This is a genomic window from Shewanella avicenniae (assembly GCF_017354945.1).
Taxonomy (GTDB): domain Bacteria; phylum Pseudomonadota; class Gammaproteobacteria; order Enterobacterales; family Shewanellaceae; genus Shewanella; species Shewanella avicenniae.
This window is the reverse complement of sequence record NZ_CP071503.1, coordinates 675,693-697,018: the sequence shown is the minus strand read 5'-3', so window position 1 is coordinate 697,018 and position 21,326 is coordinate 675,693. Positions and strand designations below refer to the sequence as shown.

The window sequence follows — 21,326 nt, the reverse complement described above, 5'->3', positions numbered from 1 at the left end:
ACTGTTATTAATCAGATGCTTAATATTTAATTCATTTAACTTAAAATCAAAACAATAAAAATGTGTGTGCTATTTTGACCAAGCAGCAGTAAAAGAAGATCATTTTTTGAACACTTTTAAAATTCATGTAACCAATTTGTATTGATTATTCATTAGAATGCCCTCGGAAATATTTTCAGTAATTTCCAATGACACAAACAGAACGCCATGGATATGGCAAAATTAGACTGAGGGTAGAATGAAAATCAATCTGGCATTACAGCTATCGGCTGTGCTTGTCTCTGCTTCCGCCTTTTCCGCAGATATGGTCATCACTGGCGTAGTCGATGGCCCGCTGACCGGAGGCATTCCTAAAGCAGTAGAAATTTATGTCGTCAACGACATAAGCGATTTAAGCCGTTGTGGTATCAACTTAGCCACGAATGGTGCCGCAGCTCCGGCTTACCACAGCACATTTAGTGGCACTGCAACCGCGGGTAGCTTTTTATACGCCTCTTTTGAAGTGCCTGGGTTTAGCGCGTTTTTTGGCTTTGAACCTGATCAGAGCACACCAACTTTCAACGGTGACGACGTTGTACAACTGCAATGTGACGGTGTGGTCATCGACAGCTTTGGCGAGCTAGGTGTTGACGGTACTGGTACGCCTTGGGAATACATGGACGGCTGGGCACATCGAAATAGCGGCACAACTGCTGATGGTGCGCAATTCAATTTGGCCAACTGGAGCTTTAGTGGCCCGAATGCCTTAGACGATCAAACCAGTAATGCGACTGCGCCAACCCCGTACCCACTCGGCAGCTTTGTCTATGGTGATGACAACGGTGATACCGGCACTGGCGGCGATACTGGCACTGGCGGCGATACTGGCACTGGCGGTGATACCGGCACTGGCGGTGATACTGGCACTGGCGGCGATACTGGCACCGGCAGCGATACTGGCACTGGTGGCGACACGGGTACTGGCGGCGATACCACGCCATGCTTTAACTGCAGCGAGCTCACCCCAGTTGCTGATCCGGCCAGCTTTAGCGATGCGGCTTATTATGCAGCGGCAATTAATGCTGAAAACAGCGGTGCCGATGCGGCCACATTAAAATCCGCAATCAACAGCGCCATCAGCCACGGTCAGAAAAAACTCAGCTATGGCGAAGTATGGACAGCACTGACCCATACCGACGAAGACCCTGAGAATGCCGATAACGTGATCCTGCTGTACAGCGGTCGCTCAATGTCAAAACACAGTAACGGCTCTGGCACTCAAAGCAATAACCAAGATAACTGGAACCGCGAACACGTGTGGGCCAAGAGTCATGGTTTTAGCGCGGAATCCAATGAAGCTTATACCGACATTAACCACTTGCGTCCTGCCGATATCTCAATCAACGCTTCTCGCGGTAATTTGGATTTTGATAACAGTGATAATCCGTTAACTGAAGATCCACAAAACCGTATCGACGGCGATTCATTTGAACCGCGCGATGCCGTAAAAGGCGACGTCGCCCGCATGCTGATGTATATGGATACCCGCTATGAAGGCAATGGCGATGTCACCCCTGATTTGGTGTTAGTTAACCATCTGACCAGTGGCGGTGCCCCTGAGCTGGGGCTGTTATGCCGTATGCTAGAGTGGGCCAAGCAAGACCCTGTCGATAACTTCGAGCGTAAGCGCAACAACGCCATCTACCAATACCAAGGTAACCGTAACCCTTACATCGACCATCCAGAATGGATTAGCGAAGTCTATGGCGATGCCCAATGTGATGGCAGTGATAACGGAACGGGTGGTGATAACGGCACTGGCGGCAATGAGCCAGAAACACCGCCTGAGCAACCACTGACCCTCGGCCAATGTGCTGCGGATGCCACGCTGATCAGCGCGATCCAAGGTAATGGCGATGTATCGCCACTGGCGGGTGAAACAGTGGTCATTGAAGGTGTGGTGACCTCAGTCAACGCTGGCGCTAAAGCATTCTTCGTGCAAGAAGAAGCCGCCGATGAAGATGGTGATGCCAATACCTCTGAAGCAATCTACATCTACAACCGTAGCCAACCAATGCCAGCTGTTGGCAGCGTGGTACGTGTGATGGGTGCAGTTTCGGAATATCACGAAAAAACCGAAATCACCCTGAGCGACATGCTGAACTGTGGTAGCGGTAGCATCACACCGCTGGCCATTACTCTGCCATTCAGCTCCAAAGCCGATATGGAACGTTTGGAAGGCATGTTAGTGACTGTTGATGGCGACCTGATGGTAACCAACAACAATTCACTCGGTCAATATGGCGAAGTGACCTTGTCGAGCAAGCGTCTGTTCACCCCAACCAACCTGTACAAGCCGGGCTCTGCTGAAGCGATTGCACTGCAACAAGCGAACGCGCTGGATCAACTGGTATTGGATGATGGCAACAGCAAGTCATATCCAGACAGCCAACGTTATCCAACTGGCGGTTTGTCTGCGGCTAACAGCCTGCGTACAGGCGATTTGGTCACCAACCTGCGTGGCGTCATTGATTTCAGTTATGACGTGTATCGTTTGATCCCAACCGAAGAACCGCAATTTATTGCCAACAACAGCCGCCCAGAACATCCGCCAGTGGCCGTGGGTGATGTGTCTATTGCCAGCATGAACGTGTTGAACCTGTTCAATGGTGACGGCAATGGTGCAGGCTTCCCAACCTCGCGTGGTGCAGACACTGCAGAAGAGTATGAACGCCAAGTAGCCAAAACTGTCGCGGCAATCATCGCCAGCAATGCCGACATCATCGGGCTGATGGAGATTGAAAACGACGGCTTTGACGCCAACAGCGCAATCGCCGATCTGGTGAAACGCGTTAACATCAAACTGGGTGAAAACGCGTATGCCTTCATCAATGCCAACGGCAAAGTCGGCACTGATGAAATTACTGTGGGCATGCTTTACCGTCCAGCCAATGTCAGCACTGTGGGTGACGTACAACTGAACCTTGATAGTGTGTTTAGCCGTCCACCTATGGCACAAGGCTTTAAACTGGTTAACAGTGATGAGCAGTTCACCGTAGTGGTTAACCACTTTAAATCAAAAGGTTGTAGCAATGCCAAGGGCGCTGACGCCGACCAAAATGATGGCCAAAGCTGCTATAACGCCAAGCGCGTTCAGCAAGCTCAAGCCTTGTTGCAATGGTTTGCGACTGACGAAACCTTAAGCCAACAGCCAAACAAAGTGATTATCGGTGATTTGAACGCTTACGCGAAAGAAGATCCAGTCACGACCTTGACTGACGCAGGCTTTGTCGATCTGATCAACAAGTTCCAAGCTGATGCAGGTTACTCATACCAGTTCGACGGTTTGTTCGGCTACATGGACCATATTCTGGTCTCTGCAGGCTTAGCGGAAACCGCGGTAGATGCTGCTGATTGGCACATCAACGCTGACGAGCCAACGATTTTGGACTACAACACTGAGTCTAAATCAGCGCAGCAACTGGTGGACTACTACGCGGCAGATCAATATCGCGTCTCAGATCATGATCCCGTCATCGCAACCTTAAAGCTGATTGCTAATAACGCACCTGCCTTATGCCAACATGAGATCACTCAGCGCTGGCAAGGTGGCTTCCAAGGGGTTATCCGCATTACTAACCAATCTGAAGAGACTATCAAAGGTTGGCAAGTCGACTGGGGTTATGACAATGGTGATAGCGTCACCAATCTGTGGAACGGCAAGCTGCAAGGCAAAGGCCCTTACACAGTGAAAAACCTCAGCTGGAACAAAGAGATTGCACCAGGGCAAACCATCGAAGTCGGCTTTAATGGCAGCGGTGATGGCCAAGATACTGACGTGACTGGCGACATCTGCCAAGCACCAGTAGTTAAACCGCATCCAGGTAACGGCCAAGTTGATCAACCGACCGCGCAATGTGCTTATCAGTTGACCAACAGCTGGCCGGGCGGATTCCAAGGCGCAGTGAAAATCACCAACACAGGTAAAGTGGCCATTCGCGGCTGGCAGGTAGCGTGGTCGTTCCTCGACAACAGCACTATCAGCAGTAACTGGAATGCACTGCTGAACGGGGACAATCCATACAACGCCAGCAACCTTGAATGGAACAAAACCATCGCGCCGGGACAAACCGTTGAGTTCGGTTTTATCGGTAACGGTAGCGGTCAAGCCTCAGCAATTAACGGCGATATCTGCCAATAATCGCTAAGCGTTGATACGAAAACGCCCACAACGTACTCTTTCAAGTGGTTGTGGGCGTTTTTATATGCGTTAACGTAACGCTAAAGATTATTCAATCTCTACCAGCACATCACCGGGAGTAATGCGATCGCCTTTTTTAACGTTGATGGCAGTAACTGTACCCGCTAATGGCGCAGTGACTTCAGATTCCATCTTCATCGCCTCAGTCACCAGTACAGGCTGACCAGCCGTCACTTTATCGCCAATCTGCACTAACACATCCACCACGTTGCCAGGCATTGAGGTGGTGACATCACCAGGTAAGCTGGCTTGACGACGTTTTTCAGCTGTACCATCGGTGACATATTCGCCCAGCGGTTCAAACACCACTTCTTCTGGCAAACCATCAATCGACATATAGAAATGGCGCTTGCCAGACCCTTTGATGCCGATACCAGTGATATCCACATGGTAACTTTCACCGTGCACATCGATAACAAACTCGGTCGGAACGCCTTGTTTCTTCTCAACACCGGCGGCGGAGCCTGCTTGGGCAATTGGCAACAGCGGTTCTGGCTCAAGGGTGCCGTTGGCACGATCGCTAAGGAACTGACGCGCTACTTCTGGGAACATGGCAAAGCTCAGCACATCTTCTTCTGAAGTGGCCAGATCGCTCACTTGGGCGCGCAATGCGTCTAACTCTGGCACCAGCAGGTCTGCTGGACGCACATCGATAATCTCTTCTTTACCGATAGCACGTTGTTGCAGCTCTACGTTCATCTGGCTTGGTGCTTTGCCGTAACGCCCTTGCAGGTAAAGCTTCACTTCGTTGGTGATGGTTTTGTAACGCTCACCGGCCAGCACGTTAAACACCGCTTGGGTACCCACGATTTGCGAGGTAGGTGTTACCAATGGCGGATAACCTAAGTCTTTACGTACACGAGGGATTTCAGCAAACACTTCGTCAATACGGTTGAGCGCGCCCTGCTCTTTCAGTTGGTTGGCCAAGTTGGACATCATGCCGCCCGGCACTTGGTTCACTTGTACGCGAGTATCAACGCCAGTGTAAGCGCTTTCAAATTGATGATATTTCTTACGCACTTCAGCAAAGTAGGTGCTGATCTCTTGCAACGCCACCAGATCTAAGCCGGTGTCATATTCAGTGCCGCGCAGTGCCGCCACCATAGATTCAGTGCCCGGATGGCTGGTGCCCCACGCCATGGTACCGATAGCGGTGTCGATGTTATCGGCGCCGTTTTCAATCGCTTTGAGCTGACACATTGCCGCCACACCGGCTGTATCATGCGCGTGCAAAAACACAGGTAAATCAACGTTATCTTTTAATGCTTTGATCAGCTCACCGGTCGCAAATGGGGTCAGCAAACCGGCCATATCTTTTACTGCGATCGAGTCAACGCCCATCGCGGCCATCTCTTTGGCTTGGGCGACAAACTTCTCAACCGTGTGCACCGGGCTGGTGGTGTAGCAGATTGTACCTTGGGCATGTTTGCCTGATTCTTTGACCGCTTCTACCGCGGTTTTCAGGTTACGCACGTCGTTCATCGCGTCAAATACGCGGAATACGTCCATGCCGTTCGCCGCAGAGCGCTCAACAAAGGCGCGAACCACGTCATCGCTGTAATGACGGTAACCCAGCAAGTTTTGCCCACGCAGCAGCATTTGCAAACGGGTGTTAGGCAGAGCTGCACGCAGTTTGCGCAAGCGCTCCCATGGGTCTTCTTTCAGAAAACGTAAACAGGCATCAAAGGTCGCACCGCCCCACACTTCGAGCGACCAGAAACCAACCTTGTCCAACTTAGGACAGATTGGCAGCATATCTTCAGTACGCATGCGCGTTGCCAACAATGACTGGTGGGCATCACGCAAGACAGTTTCGGTTACAGTGATTTTTTTGCTCATTTTTGTTATCTCTCCACTGGTCGCTAACGCCACCAGCTTTCATCCTTTACAGACCCGCGTAGGCGGCAATTGCAGTGGCAATGGCGATCGCCAATTGCTCCGGCGCACGTTTTTCTGAGTAATCCAACAACTCTGGATGCGACTCCACAAAGCTGGTGTTGAACTCACCAGTGCGGAACTCAGGGTTACGGAGGATTTGTTGATAGTAAGTCGCAGTAGTTTTCACGCCTTGCAGACGCATATCGTCGAGCGCACGCAAACTTCTATCCAAGGCGTCTTCCCAGTTGAGTGACCACACCACCAACTTAAGACACATGGAGTCGTAATACGGCGGGATCACGTAGCCGGTATAAATTGCCGTATCGGTGCGTACACCTGGGCCACCCGGCGCGTAATAGCGAGTAATACGCCCAAACGATGGGAAGAAGTTATTTTTTGGATCTTCGGCGTTAATACGGAACTGCAACGCAAAGCCTTGGTAATGGATATCTTCCTGTTTGACCGACAGCGGCACCCCTGAGGCGATACGGATCTGCTCGCGCACGATATCGATACCGGTGATCTGCTCAGTAATGGTGTGCTCTACCTGTACCCGAGTGTTCATCTCCATAAAGTAGATTTCATCACCCGCCAGCAAAAACTCCACCGTACCGGCGTTTTCATAGTTCACCGCTTGTGCGGCGCGCACCGCCATTTTGCCGATATAAGCACGTTGTTCAGGGGTAATTTGCGGACTTGGTGCAATCTCAATCAGCTTTTGGTTACGGCGTTGAATTGAGCAGTCACGCTCAAACAGGTGCACAGTGTTACCGTGACTGTCGGCGAGGATCTGCGCTTCAATATGTTTGGGATTGATGATGCATTTTTCCAAAAACACTTCAGCCGAACCAAAGGCTTTAGTGGCTTCTGAAATCACTCGCGGATAAGACTGCTCAAGCTCTTTTGGATTATCGCAACGACGAATACCACGACCACCGCCCCCGGAAGTCGCTTTTAACATCACTGGATAGCCAATACGCTCAGCTTCTTCTAGCGCTTGCTCAAGATCGCGCAGATTGCCTTCAGTCCCCGGCGTCACTGGCACGCCGGCGGCAATCATGGTTCTACGGGCTTCAGTTTTATCGCCCATACGACGAATAATGTCGGCGTTTGGACCAATAAATTTGATGCCACGCTCGGCGCAGAGCAAGGCTAACTCTGGATTTTCAGACAAAAAGCCATAGCCAGGATGCAAGGCATCACAGCCAACTTCGACTGCAAGACTCACTAAACGTTGTGGACTCAGATAACCCGCTAATGGATCGTCCCCCAAGCTATAAGCTTCGTCGGCACGTTTTACGTGCAGCGCGTGTCGATCCGCATCTGAATAAACCGCCACTGAGCGAATCCCCATCTCGGCACAGGCGCGGATAATTCTTACTGCAATTTCGCCTCGGTTGGCGATTAGGATTTTCTTGATCACAAAACGTAACTCCCCTGTTACAAAATGTTAAAGTTCTATGATGTAGTTTTAAACTACTTCGAATTCAAAAATAATTAAAATTAATATTTATTTTGCGTAACATAAGCTATTGGTTATAGCTGAGGTAAAATTGTGCAAAAAAGCTACATGCGGATTACGTTGCGACAATTACAAGTGTTTCAAACTGTGTGCGAACAACGTTCATATAGTCGTGCGGCTGAATTGCTGGGCTTAACCCAACCGGCGGTGAGCCAGCAGATCCGCCAGTTAGAAGATGTGCTCGATCAACGCTTATTTGAATATGTTGGCAAGAAGCTGTATCGCACCGACGCCGCCGATCATCTGCTGACCACCACTGCCGATGTGTTTCAACGGTTTGATGTGTTGGATATGCAGTTGTCGGAACTGCGCGGCACACTGCAGGGGGAAATTCGCATTGCCGCAGAATCCAGTGCCAAATATCTGCTGCCGCATCTGCTTGCCGCGTTTCAACGGCAACACGCCAATATTTACCCGATTCTCAATGTATTTAATCGCGCCCAAACCATTAAGCGTTTAAATGAGAACCGCGATGATTTGGTGATCATGACCGACGTGCCAGCCGATCTGGATTTAGAATTTATGCCGTTTCTCAATAATCCGATTGTGGCAGTGGTACCGGCAGGCCATATTTTGACCCAGATGCCCGGCGACGTGCCGCTCAAGGAGCTGCAACAATTCACCCTGCTGCGACGAGAACACGGCTCAGGAACCCGCAAAGCCTGCGAAGCGTTTTTCCACCAAAAGCATATTCATTTCGACAACACGATTGAATTTAACTCCCACGAGGCACAACGCGAAGGGGTCAGTGCTGGGCTGGGGATTGCCCTGTTGCCACGCTACTGTGTTTACCGAGAACTCCGTGATGGCTCGTTAATTGAGTTGCCGATTAAGGAGTTACCTTTGGTCAGAAGCTGGTGTTTAGTGCACCCGCGTAGCCGCCATTTGTCACCGGCGGCACAGGCATTTGAAAACTTTATTGTGCAGCAGCGGCAGTTGGTGTCGCATATTGCTGCGCAGTTTGAGGTCTAGCAGCGCTTGATGCGCGTTTATCGAGGTTAGCTTTTTTGATAGGCCAAGCGCGCTGAACCATCGCGCACATAGATGACGCCACAATATTGATAGCCGAGTTTTTCCAGTACCCGCCGCATCGGCAGATTTTGCTCATGGGTGTCGATGCGCATATTGCCCACCAACTCAAAGCACCAATTGAGACAGAAGGTGGCGATACCTTTTTTATCACTTTGCACTGCGATGCGATGCAACACCCCATAAGGCCGAGCATTTAGCCACGTGCCATCTTCAATCATCTGATAGGTCGGCTCTTCTTCGATGGCAAAGTAAAAAGTGGCAATTACAGTGCCATTATCAACACACAAATAGCTGTGGCCTTTGGCAATATCTTGCTCCAGCTGAGCTTGTGCTGGGTAACCATCGCCCCATTGTTGGGCGTTGCCATTAGCGGCCATAAACTGGCGCGCATGCTGATAGATTGCCAACATACGTGGCACATCCGCCAAGCTCGCTTTAATAATGTCCATTTCGTTTCAAACCTTAAATGAAATTTGTCATGAAGCGTGCACCATACATGTTGGCCGCAGCAGATTCGGCAAGCGGCCTAGCACGCGATGCGGCCCTTTATCACATTGTTTGCGCTCAGGAGCAACATTCAAGTGCAAAATCAGCGTTGAAAGGTTGCAGTGAAAAGGCCCATGTTTCGCCATCACAGGTCAAATCCCCCGCTTTTATATACCATTAACGTATGAGATTCGGTAAAAAAATGGCCTGAATGAATAAAACGCTAAATATGAAATTGTTTATATTTTTATCAGTTATTAAAACTAAGCAATAAATAATCAGTAATTACATAAAGTGTTTAATAACGTTCAAAATAAGCGAGCAAGCGATCCGCTTCACACTTTTATACATATATTAAGTTAAAGACAGAGTAATCTAATCAAGTATTATTCATATAGATCACATAAAAAAGTGCTACAAACGGCTAGAAGTCACGTCACTGATGTTAGGCACCTCAACATAAAAACAACATAATCATTAATTTTCATCATCTTAAATAAAACATATCAACCAAAAACTTAGTATCACGACTATTGTTTCGTAAGCAACAATAAGTTTCAAAAGTCATAATAAACCACAAAAACCAAACTAATTTACTTATGAATTAGGCTCGCCAATTTAATTCCAGCATTCAGTTACTGTTATTACGCGGCTCAGGTTGAACGGCCTGATAAAAGTAACAACAAACGAATTAGTACATTATTTTAACTACAGTAATTGGTGCTTACCATGAATAAAAAACTCGTCTCATGGCTGGTTATTCTAGCAGTAGGGTGCGGTATCTGGTTCACTCCAGTACCAACTGGGGTAGATCCTAATGCTTGGCATTTGTTGGCAGTGTTTGTGGCCACAGTATTGGGTTTGATTCTTGAACCAATCCCAATGGGTGCAGTGGCGATTTGTGGTATTGCAGCCACAGCGGTCACTGGCACACTGACTATCAAAGACGCCTTAACCGGTTTCTCAAACCACGTCATCTGGTTGATCGTGATGGCATTCTTCATCTCTCGCGCCTTCATTAAGAGTGGCTTGGGAGCACGTATCGGCTACATCTTTATGAAGCTGATGGGCAAACGTACGCTAACGCTATCTTATGGTCTGCTGATCACCGACACCCTGTTGGCACCAGCAATTCCATCAAACACTGCACGTACCGGCGGTATTGTATTCCCACTGGCAAACTCAGTGGCAGATGCTTACGGTTCACGCGCTGAAGATGGAACCTCTAAAAAGTTAGGCAGCTTCCTGATGACCACCGTGTTCCACGGTACCTGCATCACTGGCGCAATGTTCCTGACCGGTATGGCGGCCAACCCATTGGCAGCTAAATTAGCTGGCGACATGGGCATTGAAATCACTTGGGGCGGTTGGGCATTAGCAGCCATCGTACCGGGGATTGTTGCCCTGTTGGCGATGCCATTGATCGCTTACTTGATCAACAAGCCTGAAATCACTGCCACACCACAAGCGCCACAAATTGCTGCTAAAGCACTGGCTGACATGGGCAAAATGAAAATGTCAGAGTGGATCACCCTGTTCACCTTCATCGCACTTATCGTGCTGTGGATTGGCGGTAAAACACTGGGTATCAACGGTACTACTGCAGCAATGGTTGGCCTGATTATTCTGGTGAACGCTAACGTACTGAGCTGGGATGATGTGCTGAAAGAAAAAGGCGCATGGAACACTCTGACATGGTTCTCTGCACTGGTAATGATGGCGACCTTCCTGAACAAACTGGGACTGATCAAATGGTTCGGTGGTTCAATCGCAGCGTCACTGACCGGTCTTGATTGGCCAATCGCGCTGGCAGCACTGGTAGTTATCTACTTCTTCATCCACTACGCCTTTGCATCATCAACGGCTCACGTAGCAGCACTGTATGCGGTGTTCTTGGCTGTAGCAGTACAACTGGGTGCACCTGGCCTATTGGCAGCGCTGATCTTCGGTATCGTATCTAACCTGATGGGTTGTGGTACTCACTACGGTACTGGTCCAGCACCTATCCTGTTTGGTGCGGGTCACGTGTCACTGCCTAAATGGTGGGGCATGGGCTTAATCATGGGTATCGCACAACTGCTGATTTGGGGCGTTGTCGGTGGTATCTGGTGGAAAGTGATCGGTCTGTACTAATCAAGCAATTTAGCACCGAGGCACTGCGCTTCGGTGCTTAAGTTCTTCAAATGAGCAAAGGGAACGTCATGACAATTATTAAAAAAGCTGACTTCATCGACAGTATCGAAGAAGCACTGCAATACATCTCCTACTATCACCCACTGGACTTCGTTAAAGCGCTGGAAAAAGCCTATCACGCAGAACAAAGCCAAGCAGCAAAAGATGCTATCGCGCAAATCCTGATCAATTCACGCATGTCTGCCGAAGGCAAGCGCCCAATCTGCCAAGATACCGGTATCGTTACCTGCTTCGTAAAAATCGGTATGAATGTACAGTGGGATAGCGACATGACTGTGCAAGAGATGGTGGATGAAGGCACCAAACGCGCCTACAGCAGCACCACTAATCCACTGCGTATGTCTGTTGTTGCAGATCCTGCGGGCGCACGCAAGAACACGAAAACCAACGGTCCTGCTGTCGTGCATATCGACATGGTGCCAGGTGACAAAGTTGACGTGATGATCGCCGCCAAAGGCGGTGGCTCGGAAAACAAAACCAAGATGGTGATGTTGAACCCATCTGACGACGTCGCCGCTTGGGTAGAAAAAATGGTGCCTGTAATGGGCGCTGGTTGGTGCCCACCAGGCATGCTGGGTATCGGTATCGGCGGTACTGCAGAGAAAGCTGCCGTGATGGCCAAAGAAGCGCTGATGGACCCAGTTGATATCCACGAACTGATGGCAAAAGGCGCGGAAACTACTGAAGAAAAACTGCGTCTAGACATCTTCAAACGCGTCAACGACTTAGGTATTGGTGCGCAAGGTCTGGGCGGTTTGACCACCATCCTAGACGTCAAAATCAAAACTGCACCGACGCACGCAGCCTCTAAACCTGTGTGCATTATTCCTAACTGCGCGGCTACTCGCCACGTGCACTTCCACTTAGATGGCACGGGGCCTGCGGATCTGACGCCACCGAAACTGGAAGACTGGCCAGAAGTAACGTGGGAAGTGGGCGAAAACGTGCGTCGCGTTAACGTTAACGAGCTGAAAAAGGCAGACGTAGCTGACTGGAAAGCCGGGGAAACTGTACTGCTGTCAGGCAAAATCCTGACTGGTCGTGACGCGGCGCATAAACGCATTCAAGACATGCTGGCACGCGGTGAAGACTTCCCGGTTGAGTTTAAAGATCGCTTCATTTACTACGTTGGCCCAGTTGACGCAGTAGGTGACGAAGTGGTTGGCCCAGCGGGTCCGACTACCTCAACCCGTATGGACAAGTTCTCTGACCTGATGTTGGAGCAAGCTGGCCTGATGGGCATGATCGGTAAAGCGGATCGCGGTGAAGCAACTGTTGAATCAATCAAGAAAAACAAAGCGGTTTACTTGATGGCTGTAGGTGGCGCAGCGTACTTGGTTGCCAAAGCAATCAAAGCGGCTCGCACGGTAGCCTTTGCAGATCTGGGTATGGAAGCAATCTACGAGTTTGACGTTGTAGATATGCCAGTGACCGTTGCGGTTGACTCAGAAGGTAACAACCTGCACAAAACCGGTCCAGAAATCTGGAAACTGAAAATCGCTGAGATGAATAAGTAACGGGTAAGTACGCAGTTGAGTCGCCTTGCGTCCCCTCGGACGACTCAACGGGATGCGTGAAAAAGGCCTGCTGCATTTTGCTCTTGCAGTAGGCCTTTTTTAATCGCTGATTTTGCTGCAAAAAAGCTATGATTTCGCTGGCGGGGTGATATTGCAATGTTGCTCAACTTCCGCCATGTTGTGGGCTCTATCCGCCAGTAAAAACACCAAAGTCACTTGGGTCAACACAGGCACTTTATCCACATTGGCCTCTGTCGCTTGCCAGTGCCATTGTTGCAATGAAGCAATGGCTTGCTGATCGAATAATCCCTGCGGAAACGAATCTGTGACTTTATAGCCAACCAAGGAGCCATCGCTACCGATGCCCACGGTTGTCGTCACGCAACCAGAGAGCCCTTTTTTCGCGGCTTCAATGTTATATCTAGGCTCAACCCGTTTACTGATCACCCAATACTTTTCCAGCAGATCTTTTGTATCCTCGCGGGTCAGATCCACATATTTAATTTGGTTCGGGTCAGGTTTCGTTGCGGTGGCGTTATCCGACGTTTGGCAACCGGCCAATAGCAGAAGTCCACCCACCAATAGCGGCAGTTTCATCGCGTATATCCTTATCGCGTCGTTACAGAAAATGTGAAAAGTCAAAGTAACAGACGGTCAACAAATATACAAACCATTTGATTTGATTAGACTTAGTTAGCTAATGATTCACATGCGCATACTGCAGCGCTGCTGCGTTACAGCCAGCCGTTTGGGTCTAAGATTTTCATGATCGCACTGGCTATCTCTACCCGTGCTTCATTGGGATAGTAACGGTTTGCCAGAATCACCACTCCTAACTGACGTTGCGGCACAAACACCACATAGGCACCAAAGCCTGCGGTAGAACCGGTTTTGTTGTACAAAGCCGCGCCTGTAAGTTGTTCAGTTACCGGCGTCACCGCATGGGGTTGCAGGATGACCTCACGCGAATTTCCCGCCAACAAGTTGGCTTTGCTGAGCGGATAGGGATATTGCTCCCAGCCCAGTCCTTGGCGCATAGCCCCTAGTTGATAATAGCCTTGCTGAGTATGGCCAATAGCTTGCTGATAGGCAGGCGGTAACGACTGACTATCCAGTTGTAATTGCACATATTGGAGCATATCGCTGGCACTGGATTTAATCCCATAGGCTTCAGCATCTAGCACATCAGGCGTAACATGCACCGGCTGCATATTGCGGTTATAGCCCCAAGCGTAATCCGCCACAGCATCAGCGGGGATATCGATATAGGTGTGGTGTAATCCTATTGCTGGCAGCAGTTGTTGCTCGATGAGTTGCTGATAATCCTGCCCCAAAGCGCGACTGACCAAATAGCCAAACAGGGCAATACTGGGGTTGGAGTATTGCCGCACCATACCGGGCTTAGCCGTGGGTTGCCATTGCTGAAAATAAGTCTGCATCGAGGCATCATCGTGCACTGATTCAGGGAACTGTAACGGAAAACCACCTGCTGTGTAGCTGGCTAAGTGCAGGAGTGTGGCTTGATCGACTGCCGTACCGGTTAGTGCTGACCTGTACCGACTGGGATGGTCGGCTAAGGCTAACTTGTCTTGAGTTATCGCGTAGCCTGCCAGCAAGCCATTGAAGGTTTTACTGACTGAGCCAAGCTCAAACAAGGTCGATTCAGTCACCGGCGTTTGTGCCTCGATATCGGCCACACCAAAATTAAAAAACGCCTGTTGCTGCTGGTGGATAACGGCAATCGCCATCCCCGGCACTTGGTATTGCGCCATCACGGGCGCTACGGCATCGTTGACTACAGTTTGCAATGAATTTTGCAATGTATCAGCCAAGGTTGCAGACGTTTGTACTGCCATCGCTGTCGGTATGGTGAGTACGCTTACAGCACTCATCAGTATCGCTACGCTAAAAGCTCTCACCACAAAAACTCCCAGTGTTTCAATTACAATTCAATCGATTGCCACAATGTTTAGCTCATGCCGCAACATAACAGCAATTGCAGACAAGATACATCAACAGCCGCTAATACGCAGTCCAACATCGGCCAAACCATTGGCAAGCTGTTGCACAAAATAACCCCAACAACGCGCTATCCATTTGTGACCACTGCCGATAGAATCGATTGTCCCTCTTATCGCTTTTAGAGACTAGCGATGCAATCGGATGTATCACTCAAGCGCCTACAACAATTTCCGCCATTGATGTGGATTTTGCTGTTTGGTGGCTTTATTACCCGCGGCAGTTATTACATGGTGTGGCCGTTTTTAGCGGTTATCCTTTATGACAAGTTTGCTATGTCCGCAACGGAAGTGGGTTTCATCCTCTCTAACGCCGCCATTGTCGCGGTGTTCACCAGTTTTATTGGCAGTTCGTTATCCGACAAAATCGGCCGCCGCACGCTGATGTTTATTACGGGACTGCTCTATATTGTGTCGTTTTCTTTGCTGGCCAATGTGGACAGCGTCAATGGTTACATCAGCGTCATCACCTTGTGCTCAATCGCAACCTCGCTGTGGCGCCCACTGAGTTCAGCCACCATTGGCGATTTGATTAAAGATCCGCAAACTCGCGAATTGGCGATGCAAAGCCAGTATTTCACCGTGAACGCAGGCTGTGCCGTTGGGCCAATGGCTGGCGTGTGGTTTGGCTTAACAGGGCAACAATCGAGTTTTTACATCACCGCGGCGGCATTCGCCCTGCTGCTGGTGCTGCTGTATTGGGGCTTTAGCTACAGTGATATCAAACAGCGGGCGGCTAACCTTGCCCCCACTATTAAACCTGATCCGATTGGTTTTCATGTCACCCTAAAAGTGTTATTGGCCGATCGGATGTTTCAATGCCTGATCCTTGCCAACATGGTGTGCATGTTTATTTATGGCCAGATGGATAGCTCGCTGATCCAATACTTAACCCGCGCCAATGCGCCGCAACTGCTTACCTTAATCTCCAGCATGATATTTACCAACGCATTAGTGATTATCTGTTCGCAGTTTATTTTGCTGAAAATATTGGCCAAATTGACCTTGGTGCATCGGATTCAGTTAGGGCTGTTGCTACTTGGCATTTCACAACTGTGGTTAGCACAAAATCCAATCGACCTGTTTTGGGGCTGGATTGGCGCGATTGTGATTATGAGCTTGGCAGAAACGATTCTGTTCCCCACCATGAATGTGCAGATAGACAGATTAGCGCCAGACAAATTGCGCGGTGCTTATTTTGGCGCGGCGTCGTTTTATGAATTTGGCTTTGCCATGGCACCGCTGGGCGGCGGCATCGTATTGGATCATTTTGGTGGTAGTGCGCTATACATTTTTGCCGCCGCATTAACCATTGTCGTCGCAGCGATGTATCAGTTATTGCACCGCTTGGCGCGGCCGGATTTTAGTCAATTTCAACCCTAAAACTGCAAAGTACGACTAACCTTTAACACACGCAATAGCAAGGCATTCCGCGAGCAACCATATCGGCCACAGCTCGCAAGCCGAAGCGAAAGTACACCATATTAAGGAAGCTAGCTGATGAAACTGTTTGAAATGGCGCTTACCCCCAACTGCAAACGGGTGAATATCTTTCTAAACGAGTTAGGGGTTGAGCTGGAACACGTGCATGTGGATGTGCGCGGTGGCGAGAACCTGACTGCCGACTTCGCCCAAAAAAGTCTGAATGGCAAAGTGCCAACGCTGCAGCTTGATGAGCACACCTTTATCTGCGAAAGCATGGCCATCTGCCGCTATTTTGATGAGACGACACCCTCTGAAAGCTCGCTGTTTGGTGATAGCCCGTTAGAACGTGCACGAGTTGAAATGTGGAACCGAATCATTGAATGGGATGGTTTACTGCCAGCATTTCAAGCGTTTCGCAATATCTCCGGTGTTTACCAAGATCGAGAAAACTGCATTCCGGCATGGGGGGAAGAGAGCAAATTACGGGTGGAAAAATTTTTACCTAAGTTGGCGCAGCAGCTCACTGCGTCCACCTTTATCGTCGGTGACAAATTAACGGTGGCCGACATCAGCGCTTGGATTTTGGTGCTGTTTTGCGAAAGCCGACTTGAGCTACCCGTGCAGCAACAATATCCAACGATAGCCGCGTGGTATCAACTGTTGGCCAGCCGCCCAGCGTTTGCCTAAGCCATCGCTGGGTCACATGCGCGATGCCGTTGGGGTGCAGTCATCGCTGGGTCACATGCGCGATGCTGCTGGGGTGCAGTCATCGCAACGGCACGGTAGAATGGCCAGCTTTGGTTAAACGGTGCGCCGCTAAGCCGCAAACATAACTCTGGTAACTCCTCATGGCAAGAAATAGCAGTAAAAAATCCGCCAAAGGCTCTACTGGCCACAACAAAAATCTGACCGAAGAATTTATCAAAAAATACGCCGCTAAAGCGGGCGTGAACGAAACCGCTTCCGGCTTGTTTTACCGCGTGATTGAAGACGCTGACGGCGCTAAGCCGGGCGAGTTTGATACCGTCAAAATCCACCAACGTATTTTGCTGGCCGATGGTAGTGTGATCGATGATACCTATCGTAAAGGTTTACCCGAAGAATTTGCCCTTGCCGAAGGGATTGAAGGATTGCAAGAGGGCTTGCTGATGATGAGTAAAGGCGCCCGCTATGAGTTTGTGATCCCGCCAGATTTAGCCTGGGGACGTAAAGGCAACGGTGGCAAAATCGGCCCAAATGCAGTGATGTGGATGGACGTCAGACTGGTGGACTTTAGCTAAGTCACCCCGCCGACTCATGCCCATATTAGCGAGCAGTTAAAGTAAACATTTCAAGATCTTGGTGTGGGACTGCTCCTCGTCCCCAAAACTAATAGTTAAGTTAAACCGAGTAACCGATGAAAAAATTACTGTTATTTCTAATCATTGCTGGTGCCGCTTGGCAGATTTATCACCACCGCGCGCAAGTGACGCTTGGGCCAGGGGTGACGGTCAGTGAGCTGCCGCAGCAAGCGAGCATCGAGTCACCGGTTATCCATAATGTTGATGGCTATGCGATCCAAGAGGTCGCCAGCTTCGCCATTAAGGCCAAAGTGTTGTCGCGGGAAAATTATTATTGGGGGCGAGAAGCGGATCTGTCGCCGGTCGATCTGGCATTGGGCTGGGGCAACATGTCCGATGAAGCGGTGCTGGAGCATATTGAAATCTCCCAATCAGGGCGGTTTTATTTCTGGCGCACCGCAACCTTGCCCATCCCGCGGCGTGAAATTGAAACCCATAGTGCCAATATGCATCTGATCCCAGCTAACGCTATGGTAAAAAAGACGCTTGGTCGCGTTCGCAAAGGCGATCTTGTGGAAATCACTGGCAGCTTGGTCAATGCCTCAAGTCCTGATGGCTGGCGTTGGCACAGTTCGCTGACACGTGAGGATACCGGCAATGGCGCTTGTGAATTGTTCTGGGTGGAAAACCTATACATCTTCACGCCCTAATCACACCCTTAGACTGGTTTACTCGCATCAACGCTGTTTTAACGGCCTTCGCGTTAAACAAAACGCCCTATGCATCAACATAATCATGGTCGAGCATGTCAGCAGCGAGCGTATGTTGCTTTGGCTTTGGCTTTGGCTTGGGCATTGGCATTGGCTTGGGCTGGGGTTTGCCCGAGTCGTCGCCGCTTAATCCAACTGCTTAAGCGTGACTTGACCTAATTGGCGCATTTGGCGTTGAATCCACGCGGTGCGTTGTTGGTTGTAACTGGTGCCCAATTTGAGCTTCCACGGATTCGGTAAAATCGCTGCTAATGCTGCGGCTTGATAGCTGGTTAACTTGGCCGCCGAGGTCTGAAAATAATGCTGCGCCGCAGCCTCAGCGCCATAAATACCGGGGCCAAATTCAACGATGTTCAGATAGACTTCCAATATCCGCTTTTTAGGCCAGCCTAACTCCAGTAGCAGAGTAAACCAGGCTTCTAACCCTTTGCGCACAAAACTGCGCGACGGCCACATAAACAGATTTTTCGCCGTTTGCTGGCTAATGGTACTGGCACCACGCAAGCCCTCGCCTTTCTTTGCCTCGGCCAAGGCACTGCCGATCTGCTTGAAGTCAAAACCAAAATGTTCTGGGAAACGCTGATCTTCGCTGGCAATCACCGCCAATTGCAGCTGCGGTGAAATTTGGCTGAGTGGACGCCATTGCTGTGATACATGAGAAATTGCTGCTGGCGGCGCAATATCTCGCGCAAGACGCCAACTCCAAGTCGGAGGATCGATAAAGCGCAATAGCGCAACGGGCACAATGGACAGCAGCAACCATGCAATCAGCAAACGGCCTAACCAACGTCTCAGGGTTTTCCCCATGGTAAATATGACTCCACACTGCCACTCAAAGAAAAGAAAAACTGCATAAAAAAGCCGATGTAACATCGGCTTTTCACTACATGATACTGCGGAATGGCAGCCAATGGCTAATGCAGGTTCTTATCCAAAAATGACTTAATCGCCGCCAAGGTTTTCAAGCGATGTTGCTGATTCGACAGATAGTGATCGCCATACTCTAGCTCGATAAACTGCACATCTTTGTCGGCGCTTTCAAGCGCGCTGTCCATGTACTTACTGTGCTTGACCGACACCACATTGTCGTCACTGCCGTGGATCAACAGCACTGGCCGATTGATTTGCTTGGCATAGGTGACCGGCGAGGCCGCATCTAACTTATCCGCATCTCGGCCAAACTGCTTGCGCACCACATCAGCGTTGGTAAAGAAACGCGCCTGACTGACCAGATAAGCGAGGTCGCTCACCCCACCGAAACTGGCGGCACACTTAAAGTCTTGTGGATATTTAGCCACGCCCATCAGCGCCGCATAACCGCCGTAGCTGGCGCCGACAATGCAGGTATGCTTGCCATCCGTGTATTGATTGTCTACCAGATAGTGCGCCGCATCTTGCAGGTCATCCTGCATCTCTTGGCCCCACTTCTGCATCGCGGCCATCGCAAAATCATAACCATAACCAACAGAACCGCGGAAGTTGGGTTGAAATACGATATAGCCCTGCTCAGCAAAATATTGGCTCCAATAATCAAAGCTATCATCATCGCGCGACATTGGCCCACCGTGAGGCAACACTATAGTTGGTGCGGCAGCGCCCTTTTTAAAATCGGCAGGAAGGGTGAGATACGCTTCTAACTCAAGGCCATCGCGCGCCTTATAGGTCAGCTTGTGTTTGTTGTGCATTTTTTCAGGCGTCACATCAGGATAGCGACTGCCGATATACACCAGTTGTCCGGCTTTGCGATCGCCAATAAAGTAACTGCCACTGTCTTCTGCTGACTCTGAATAGAGCAGATATTTGTTACCATCTTGGCTCATATCTATCACTGCATTGTAAGCATCGGGGATCGCCTTCGCTAATGCCTTCTGTAGCTTTTGGAAATTTGGGTCCCAATAAACACGGCTATCTTTAACGTTGGCAGTAACAAACCCAGCAACATCACCAGTTTGATCGGAATAGAGCAGGTTTCCCGCCACATCATACTTGCCATCGGCATAGACCAGCTGGCGTTCACGGGTGGTTAAATCCATTTGAAACAGGGCATCTTTGCCCTCATGCAACGCAGTAAAATAAAGGATATTAGGGTCTTTGCCGAAACCTTTAACATGCACCGCGTCAGGGCTAAACACCTCGTATTCGAACAAGCGCTCGCGGGTACTATCATCCTTCATCAAATCATAGAAGTAAGTGGTTTCATCTCGTCCTGCTGCAATGCGCACTTTGCCTTGTCGATCGGCGATCCAATCAATCACATAGGGGGTATTGCGTTGCACTTGTTCGCGGCTATTGCTGTAGATATCAACCTTATAAACCCCAGGCTGACCGGCAAGTTCATAATCGATTGCCATCAATACATGGTCAGGGTCATCCGGCAAGATGCTGATAATATCGTCTTGGAACTGCGCTACCCGTTCACCTTCACGCTGCTTAACCGTGAGCTCCAACTTACGTTCACCGGTAACATCGTAGGTCATCAAACGGGTGATGTTATAACTCAGGCCCCACTCACCCCGCACATCGCGCACGTGCACTAACAAGGTATGGTTATTGGCCCATTCGTAGCCATCGAAAAACACCTTGAGGTTGTCCGACTGCACCACGTAATCCGTCTGTTTGGTATTGAGATCGTAAATAACTAAGGTCAGTTGGCCATGTTGGTTTTGCACGTAGGCTAAACGCTGCCCGTCTGGCGATAGATCAAATTGACTGAGAAATGGCAGACTGCCGTACGATTCCACCGATAAGGGCGCGCTGTTGGTCGCTTCAGCGGCGATGGTCGGCGTGGTGAACATCCATAGTGAAAGTAGCGCCAAAGGCGCGAGAAGAAATCGTGCTTTCATAGCATCTTTGCTGGCAAATTCCCTGCCCTAACAAGCCTTCAGACAATCAGCCAACGGCTCCTTTATGTTGTGTGAATTATCAGTGCTTTTGGTTATCTGCGCCAAATTATCATACAAGTTAA

General features: G+C 49.7%; 15 protein-coding genes. 8 read left to right on the top strand and 7 right to left on the bottom strand.

What is annotated here, in order from left to right; genetic code table 11:
• The first annotated feature begins 238 nt into the window (after nt 1-238).
• Nucleotides 239-4,180 carry an ExeM/NucH family extracellular endonuclease gene (locus JYB87_RS02965; protein ID WP_207355431.1) on the top strand — a complete coding sequence of 1,314 codons (3,942 nt, stop codon included), beginning with the start codon at nt 239-241 and terminating at the stop codon, nt 4,178-4,180.
• Between the two features lie 87 nt (nt 4,181-4,267).
• Here the strand turns inward: JYB87_RS02965 and oadA are convergent, their stop codons facing one another.
• Entirely contained in the window at nt 4,268-6,079 is a 1,812-nt protein-coding gene (gene oadA / locus JYB87_RS02960; RefSeq protein ID WP_207355430.1) for a sodium-extruding oxaloacetate decarboxylase subunit alpha, read from the bottom strand.
• A 46-nt stretch (nt 6,080-6,125) separates the two neighbouring features.
• Nucleotides 6,126-7,541 carry an acetyl-CoA carboxylase biotin carboxylase subunit gene (locus JYB87_RS02955; RefSeq protein ID WP_207355429.1) on the bottom strand — a complete coding sequence of 472 codons (1,416 nt, stop codon included), beginning with the start codon at nt 7,539-7,541 and terminating at the stop codon, nt 6,126-6,128.
• Between the two features lie 132 nt (nt 7,542-7,673).
• Between JYB87_RS02955 and JYB87_RS02950 the strand changes: the two genes are divergently transcribed.
• Entirely contained in the window at nt 7,674-8,612 is a 939-nt protein-coding gene (locus JYB87_RS02950; RefSeq protein ID WP_324032464.1) for a LysR family transcriptional regulator, read from the top strand.
• Nucleotides 8,613-8,638: 26 nt separating this feature from the next.
• Here the strand turns inward: JYB87_RS02950 and JYB87_RS02945 are convergent, their stop codons facing one another.
• Nucleotides 8,639-9,121, bottom strand: coding sequence for a GNAT family N-acetyltransferase (locus JYB87_RS02945; protein ID WP_207355428.1), 483 nt, complete (start codon nt 9,119-9,121; stop codon nt 8,639-8,641).
• A 766-nt stretch (nt 9,122-9,887) separates the two neighbouring features.
• On the opposite strand from JYB87_RS02945, the gene JYB87_RS02940 reads away from it, so the two are divergent.
• Together JYB87_RS02940 and JYB87_RS02935 are read left to right on the top strand one after the other, a co-directional pair.
• The gene (locus JYB87_RS02940) at nt 9,888-11,291 is read left to right on the top strand and encodes an anion permease (protein WP_207355427.1); all 1,404 of its coding nucleotides are present in this window, start codon (nt 9,888-9,890) and stop codon (nt 11,289-11,291) included.
• Between the two features lie 68 nt (nt 11,292-11,359).
• Nucleotides 11,360-12,868: a fumarate hydratase gene (locus JYB87_RS02935; protein ID WP_207355426.1), complete on the top strand. Its 1,509-nt coding sequence runs from the start codon at nt 11,360-11,362 to the stop codon at nt 12,866-12,868.
• 126 nt (nt 12,869-12,994) lie between these two features.
• Here JYB87_RS02935 and JYB87_RS02930 read toward each other — a convergent pair whose 3' ends face one another.
• Together JYB87_RS02930 and ampC are read right to left on the bottom strand one after the other, a co-directional pair.
• Entirely contained in the window at nt 12,995-13,465 is a 471-nt protein-coding gene (locus JYB87_RS02930; RefSeq protein WP_207355425.1) for an energy transducer TonB, read from the bottom strand.
• Nucleotides 13,466-13,602: 137 nt separating this feature from the next.
• On the bottom strand, nt 13,603-14,724 hold the full coding sequence (ampC, locus tag JYB87_RS02925) for a class C beta-lactamase (RefSeq protein ID WP_407695838.1): 1,122 nt from the start codon (nt 14,722-14,724) through the stop codon (nt 13,603-13,605).
• Nucleotides 14,725-15,021: 297 nt separating this feature from the next.
• Between ampC and JYB87_RS02920 the strand changes: the two genes are divergently transcribed.
• The 4 genes from JYB87_RS02920 to JYB87_RS02905 all read left to right on the top strand — a co-directional run bounded on the left by JYB87_RS02920 (nt 15,022) and on the right by JYB87_RS02905 (nt 18,301).
• Nucleotides 15,022-16,269 (top strand): MFS transporter, encoded by a 1,248-nt coding sequence (locus JYB87_RS02920; protein ID WP_207355423.1) that lies wholly within the window; start codon nt 15,022-15,024, stop codon nt 16,267-16,269.
• 117 nt (nt 16,270-16,386) lie between these two features.
• Complete coding sequence (locus JYB87_RS02915; protein ID WP_207355422.1) at nt 16,387-16,998, top strand: glutathione S-transferase family protein; 612 nt, start codon at nt 16,387-16,389, stop codon at nt 16,996-16,998.
• A 161-nt stretch (nt 16,999-17,159) separates the two neighbouring features.
• Nucleotides 17,160-17,591 carry an FKBP-type peptidyl-prolyl cis-trans isomerase gene (locus tag JYB87_RS02910; protein WP_207355421.1) on the top strand — a complete coding sequence of 144 codons (432 nt, stop codon included), beginning with the start codon at nt 17,160-17,162 and terminating at the stop codon, nt 17,589-17,591.
• 116 nt (nt 17,592-17,707) lie between these two features.
• Entirely contained in the window at nt 17,708-18,301 is a 594-nt protein-coding gene (locus JYB87_RS02905) for a hypothetical protein (protein ID WP_207355420.1), read from the top strand.
• 186 nt (nt 18,302-18,487) lie between these two features.
• On the opposite strand, the gene mtgA is transcribed toward JYB87_RS02905, so the two are convergent.
• Both mtgA and JYB87_RS02895 read right to left on the bottom strand, forming a co-directional pair.
• Nucleotides 18,488-19,168: a monofunctional biosynthetic peptidoglycan transglycosylase gene (gene mtgA / locus JYB87_RS02900; RefSeq protein WP_228729929.1), complete on the bottom strand. Its 681-nt coding sequence runs from the start codon at nt 19,166-19,168 to the stop codon at nt 18,488-18,490.
• 107 nt (nt 19,169-19,275) lie between these two features.
• A complete protein-coding gene (locus JYB87_RS02895) occupies nt 19,276-21,204 on the bottom strand; it encodes a S9 family peptidase (RefSeq protein ID WP_207355418.1) in 1,929 nt (642 codons plus the stop codon).
• Nucleotides 21,205-21,326 lie beyond the last annotated feature (122 nt).

Excerpts from the sequence above, each read along its gene's own strand:
- JYB87_RS02910 (WP_207355421.1), top strand. The coding sequence starts at position 17,160 with ATGGCAAGAAATAGCAGTAAAAAATCCGCCAAAGGCTCTACTGGCCAC.
- JYB87_RS02940 (WP_207355427.1), top strand. The coding sequence starts at position 9,888 with ATGAATAAAAAACTCGTCTCATGGCTGGTTATTCTAGCAGTAGGGTGC.
- mtgA (WP_228729929.1), bottom strand. The coding sequence starts at position 19,168 with ATGGGGAAAACCCTGAGACGTTGGTTAGGCCGTTTGCTGATTGCATGG.
- ampC (WP_407695838.1), bottom strand. The coding sequence starts at position 14,724 with ATGGCAGTACAAACGTCTGCAACCTTGGCTGATACATTGCAAAATTCA.
- JYB87_RS02930 (WP_207355425.1), bottom strand. The coding sequence starts at position 13,465 with ATGAAACTGCCGCTATTGGTGGGTGGACTTCTGCTATTGGCCGGTTGC.
- oadA (WP_207355430.1), bottom strand. The coding sequence starts at position 6,079 with ATGAGCAAAAAAATCACTGTAACCGAAACTGTCTTGCGTGATGCCCAC.
- JYB87_RS02965 (WP_207355431.1), top strand. The coding sequence starts at position 239 with ATGAAAATCAATCTGGCATTACAGCTATCGGCTGTGCTTGTCTCTGCT.
- JYB87_RS02920 (WP_207355423.1), top strand. The coding sequence starts at position 15,022 with ATGCAATCGGATGTATCACTCAAGCGCCTACAACAATTTCCGCCATTG.
- JYB87_RS02945 (WP_207355428.1), bottom strand. The coding sequence starts at position 9,121 with ATGGACATTATTAAAGCGAGCTTGGCGGATGTGCCACGTATGTTGGCA.
- JYB87_RS02935 (WP_207355426.1), top strand. The coding sequence starts at position 11,360 with ATGACAATTATTAAAAAAGCTGACTTCATCGACAGTATCGAAGAAGCA.
- JYB87_RS02895 (WP_207355418.1), bottom strand. The coding sequence starts at position 21,204 with ATGAAAGCACGATTTCTTCTCGCGCCTTTGGCGCTACTTTCACTATGG.
- JYB87_RS02905 (WP_207355420.1), top strand. The coding sequence starts at position 17,708 with ATGAAAAAATTACTGTTATTTCTAATCATTGCTGGTGCCGCTTGGCAG.
- JYB87_RS02915 (WP_207355422.1), top strand. The coding sequence starts at position 16,387 with ATGAAACTGTTTGAAATGGCGCTTACCCCCAACTGCAAACGGGTGAAT.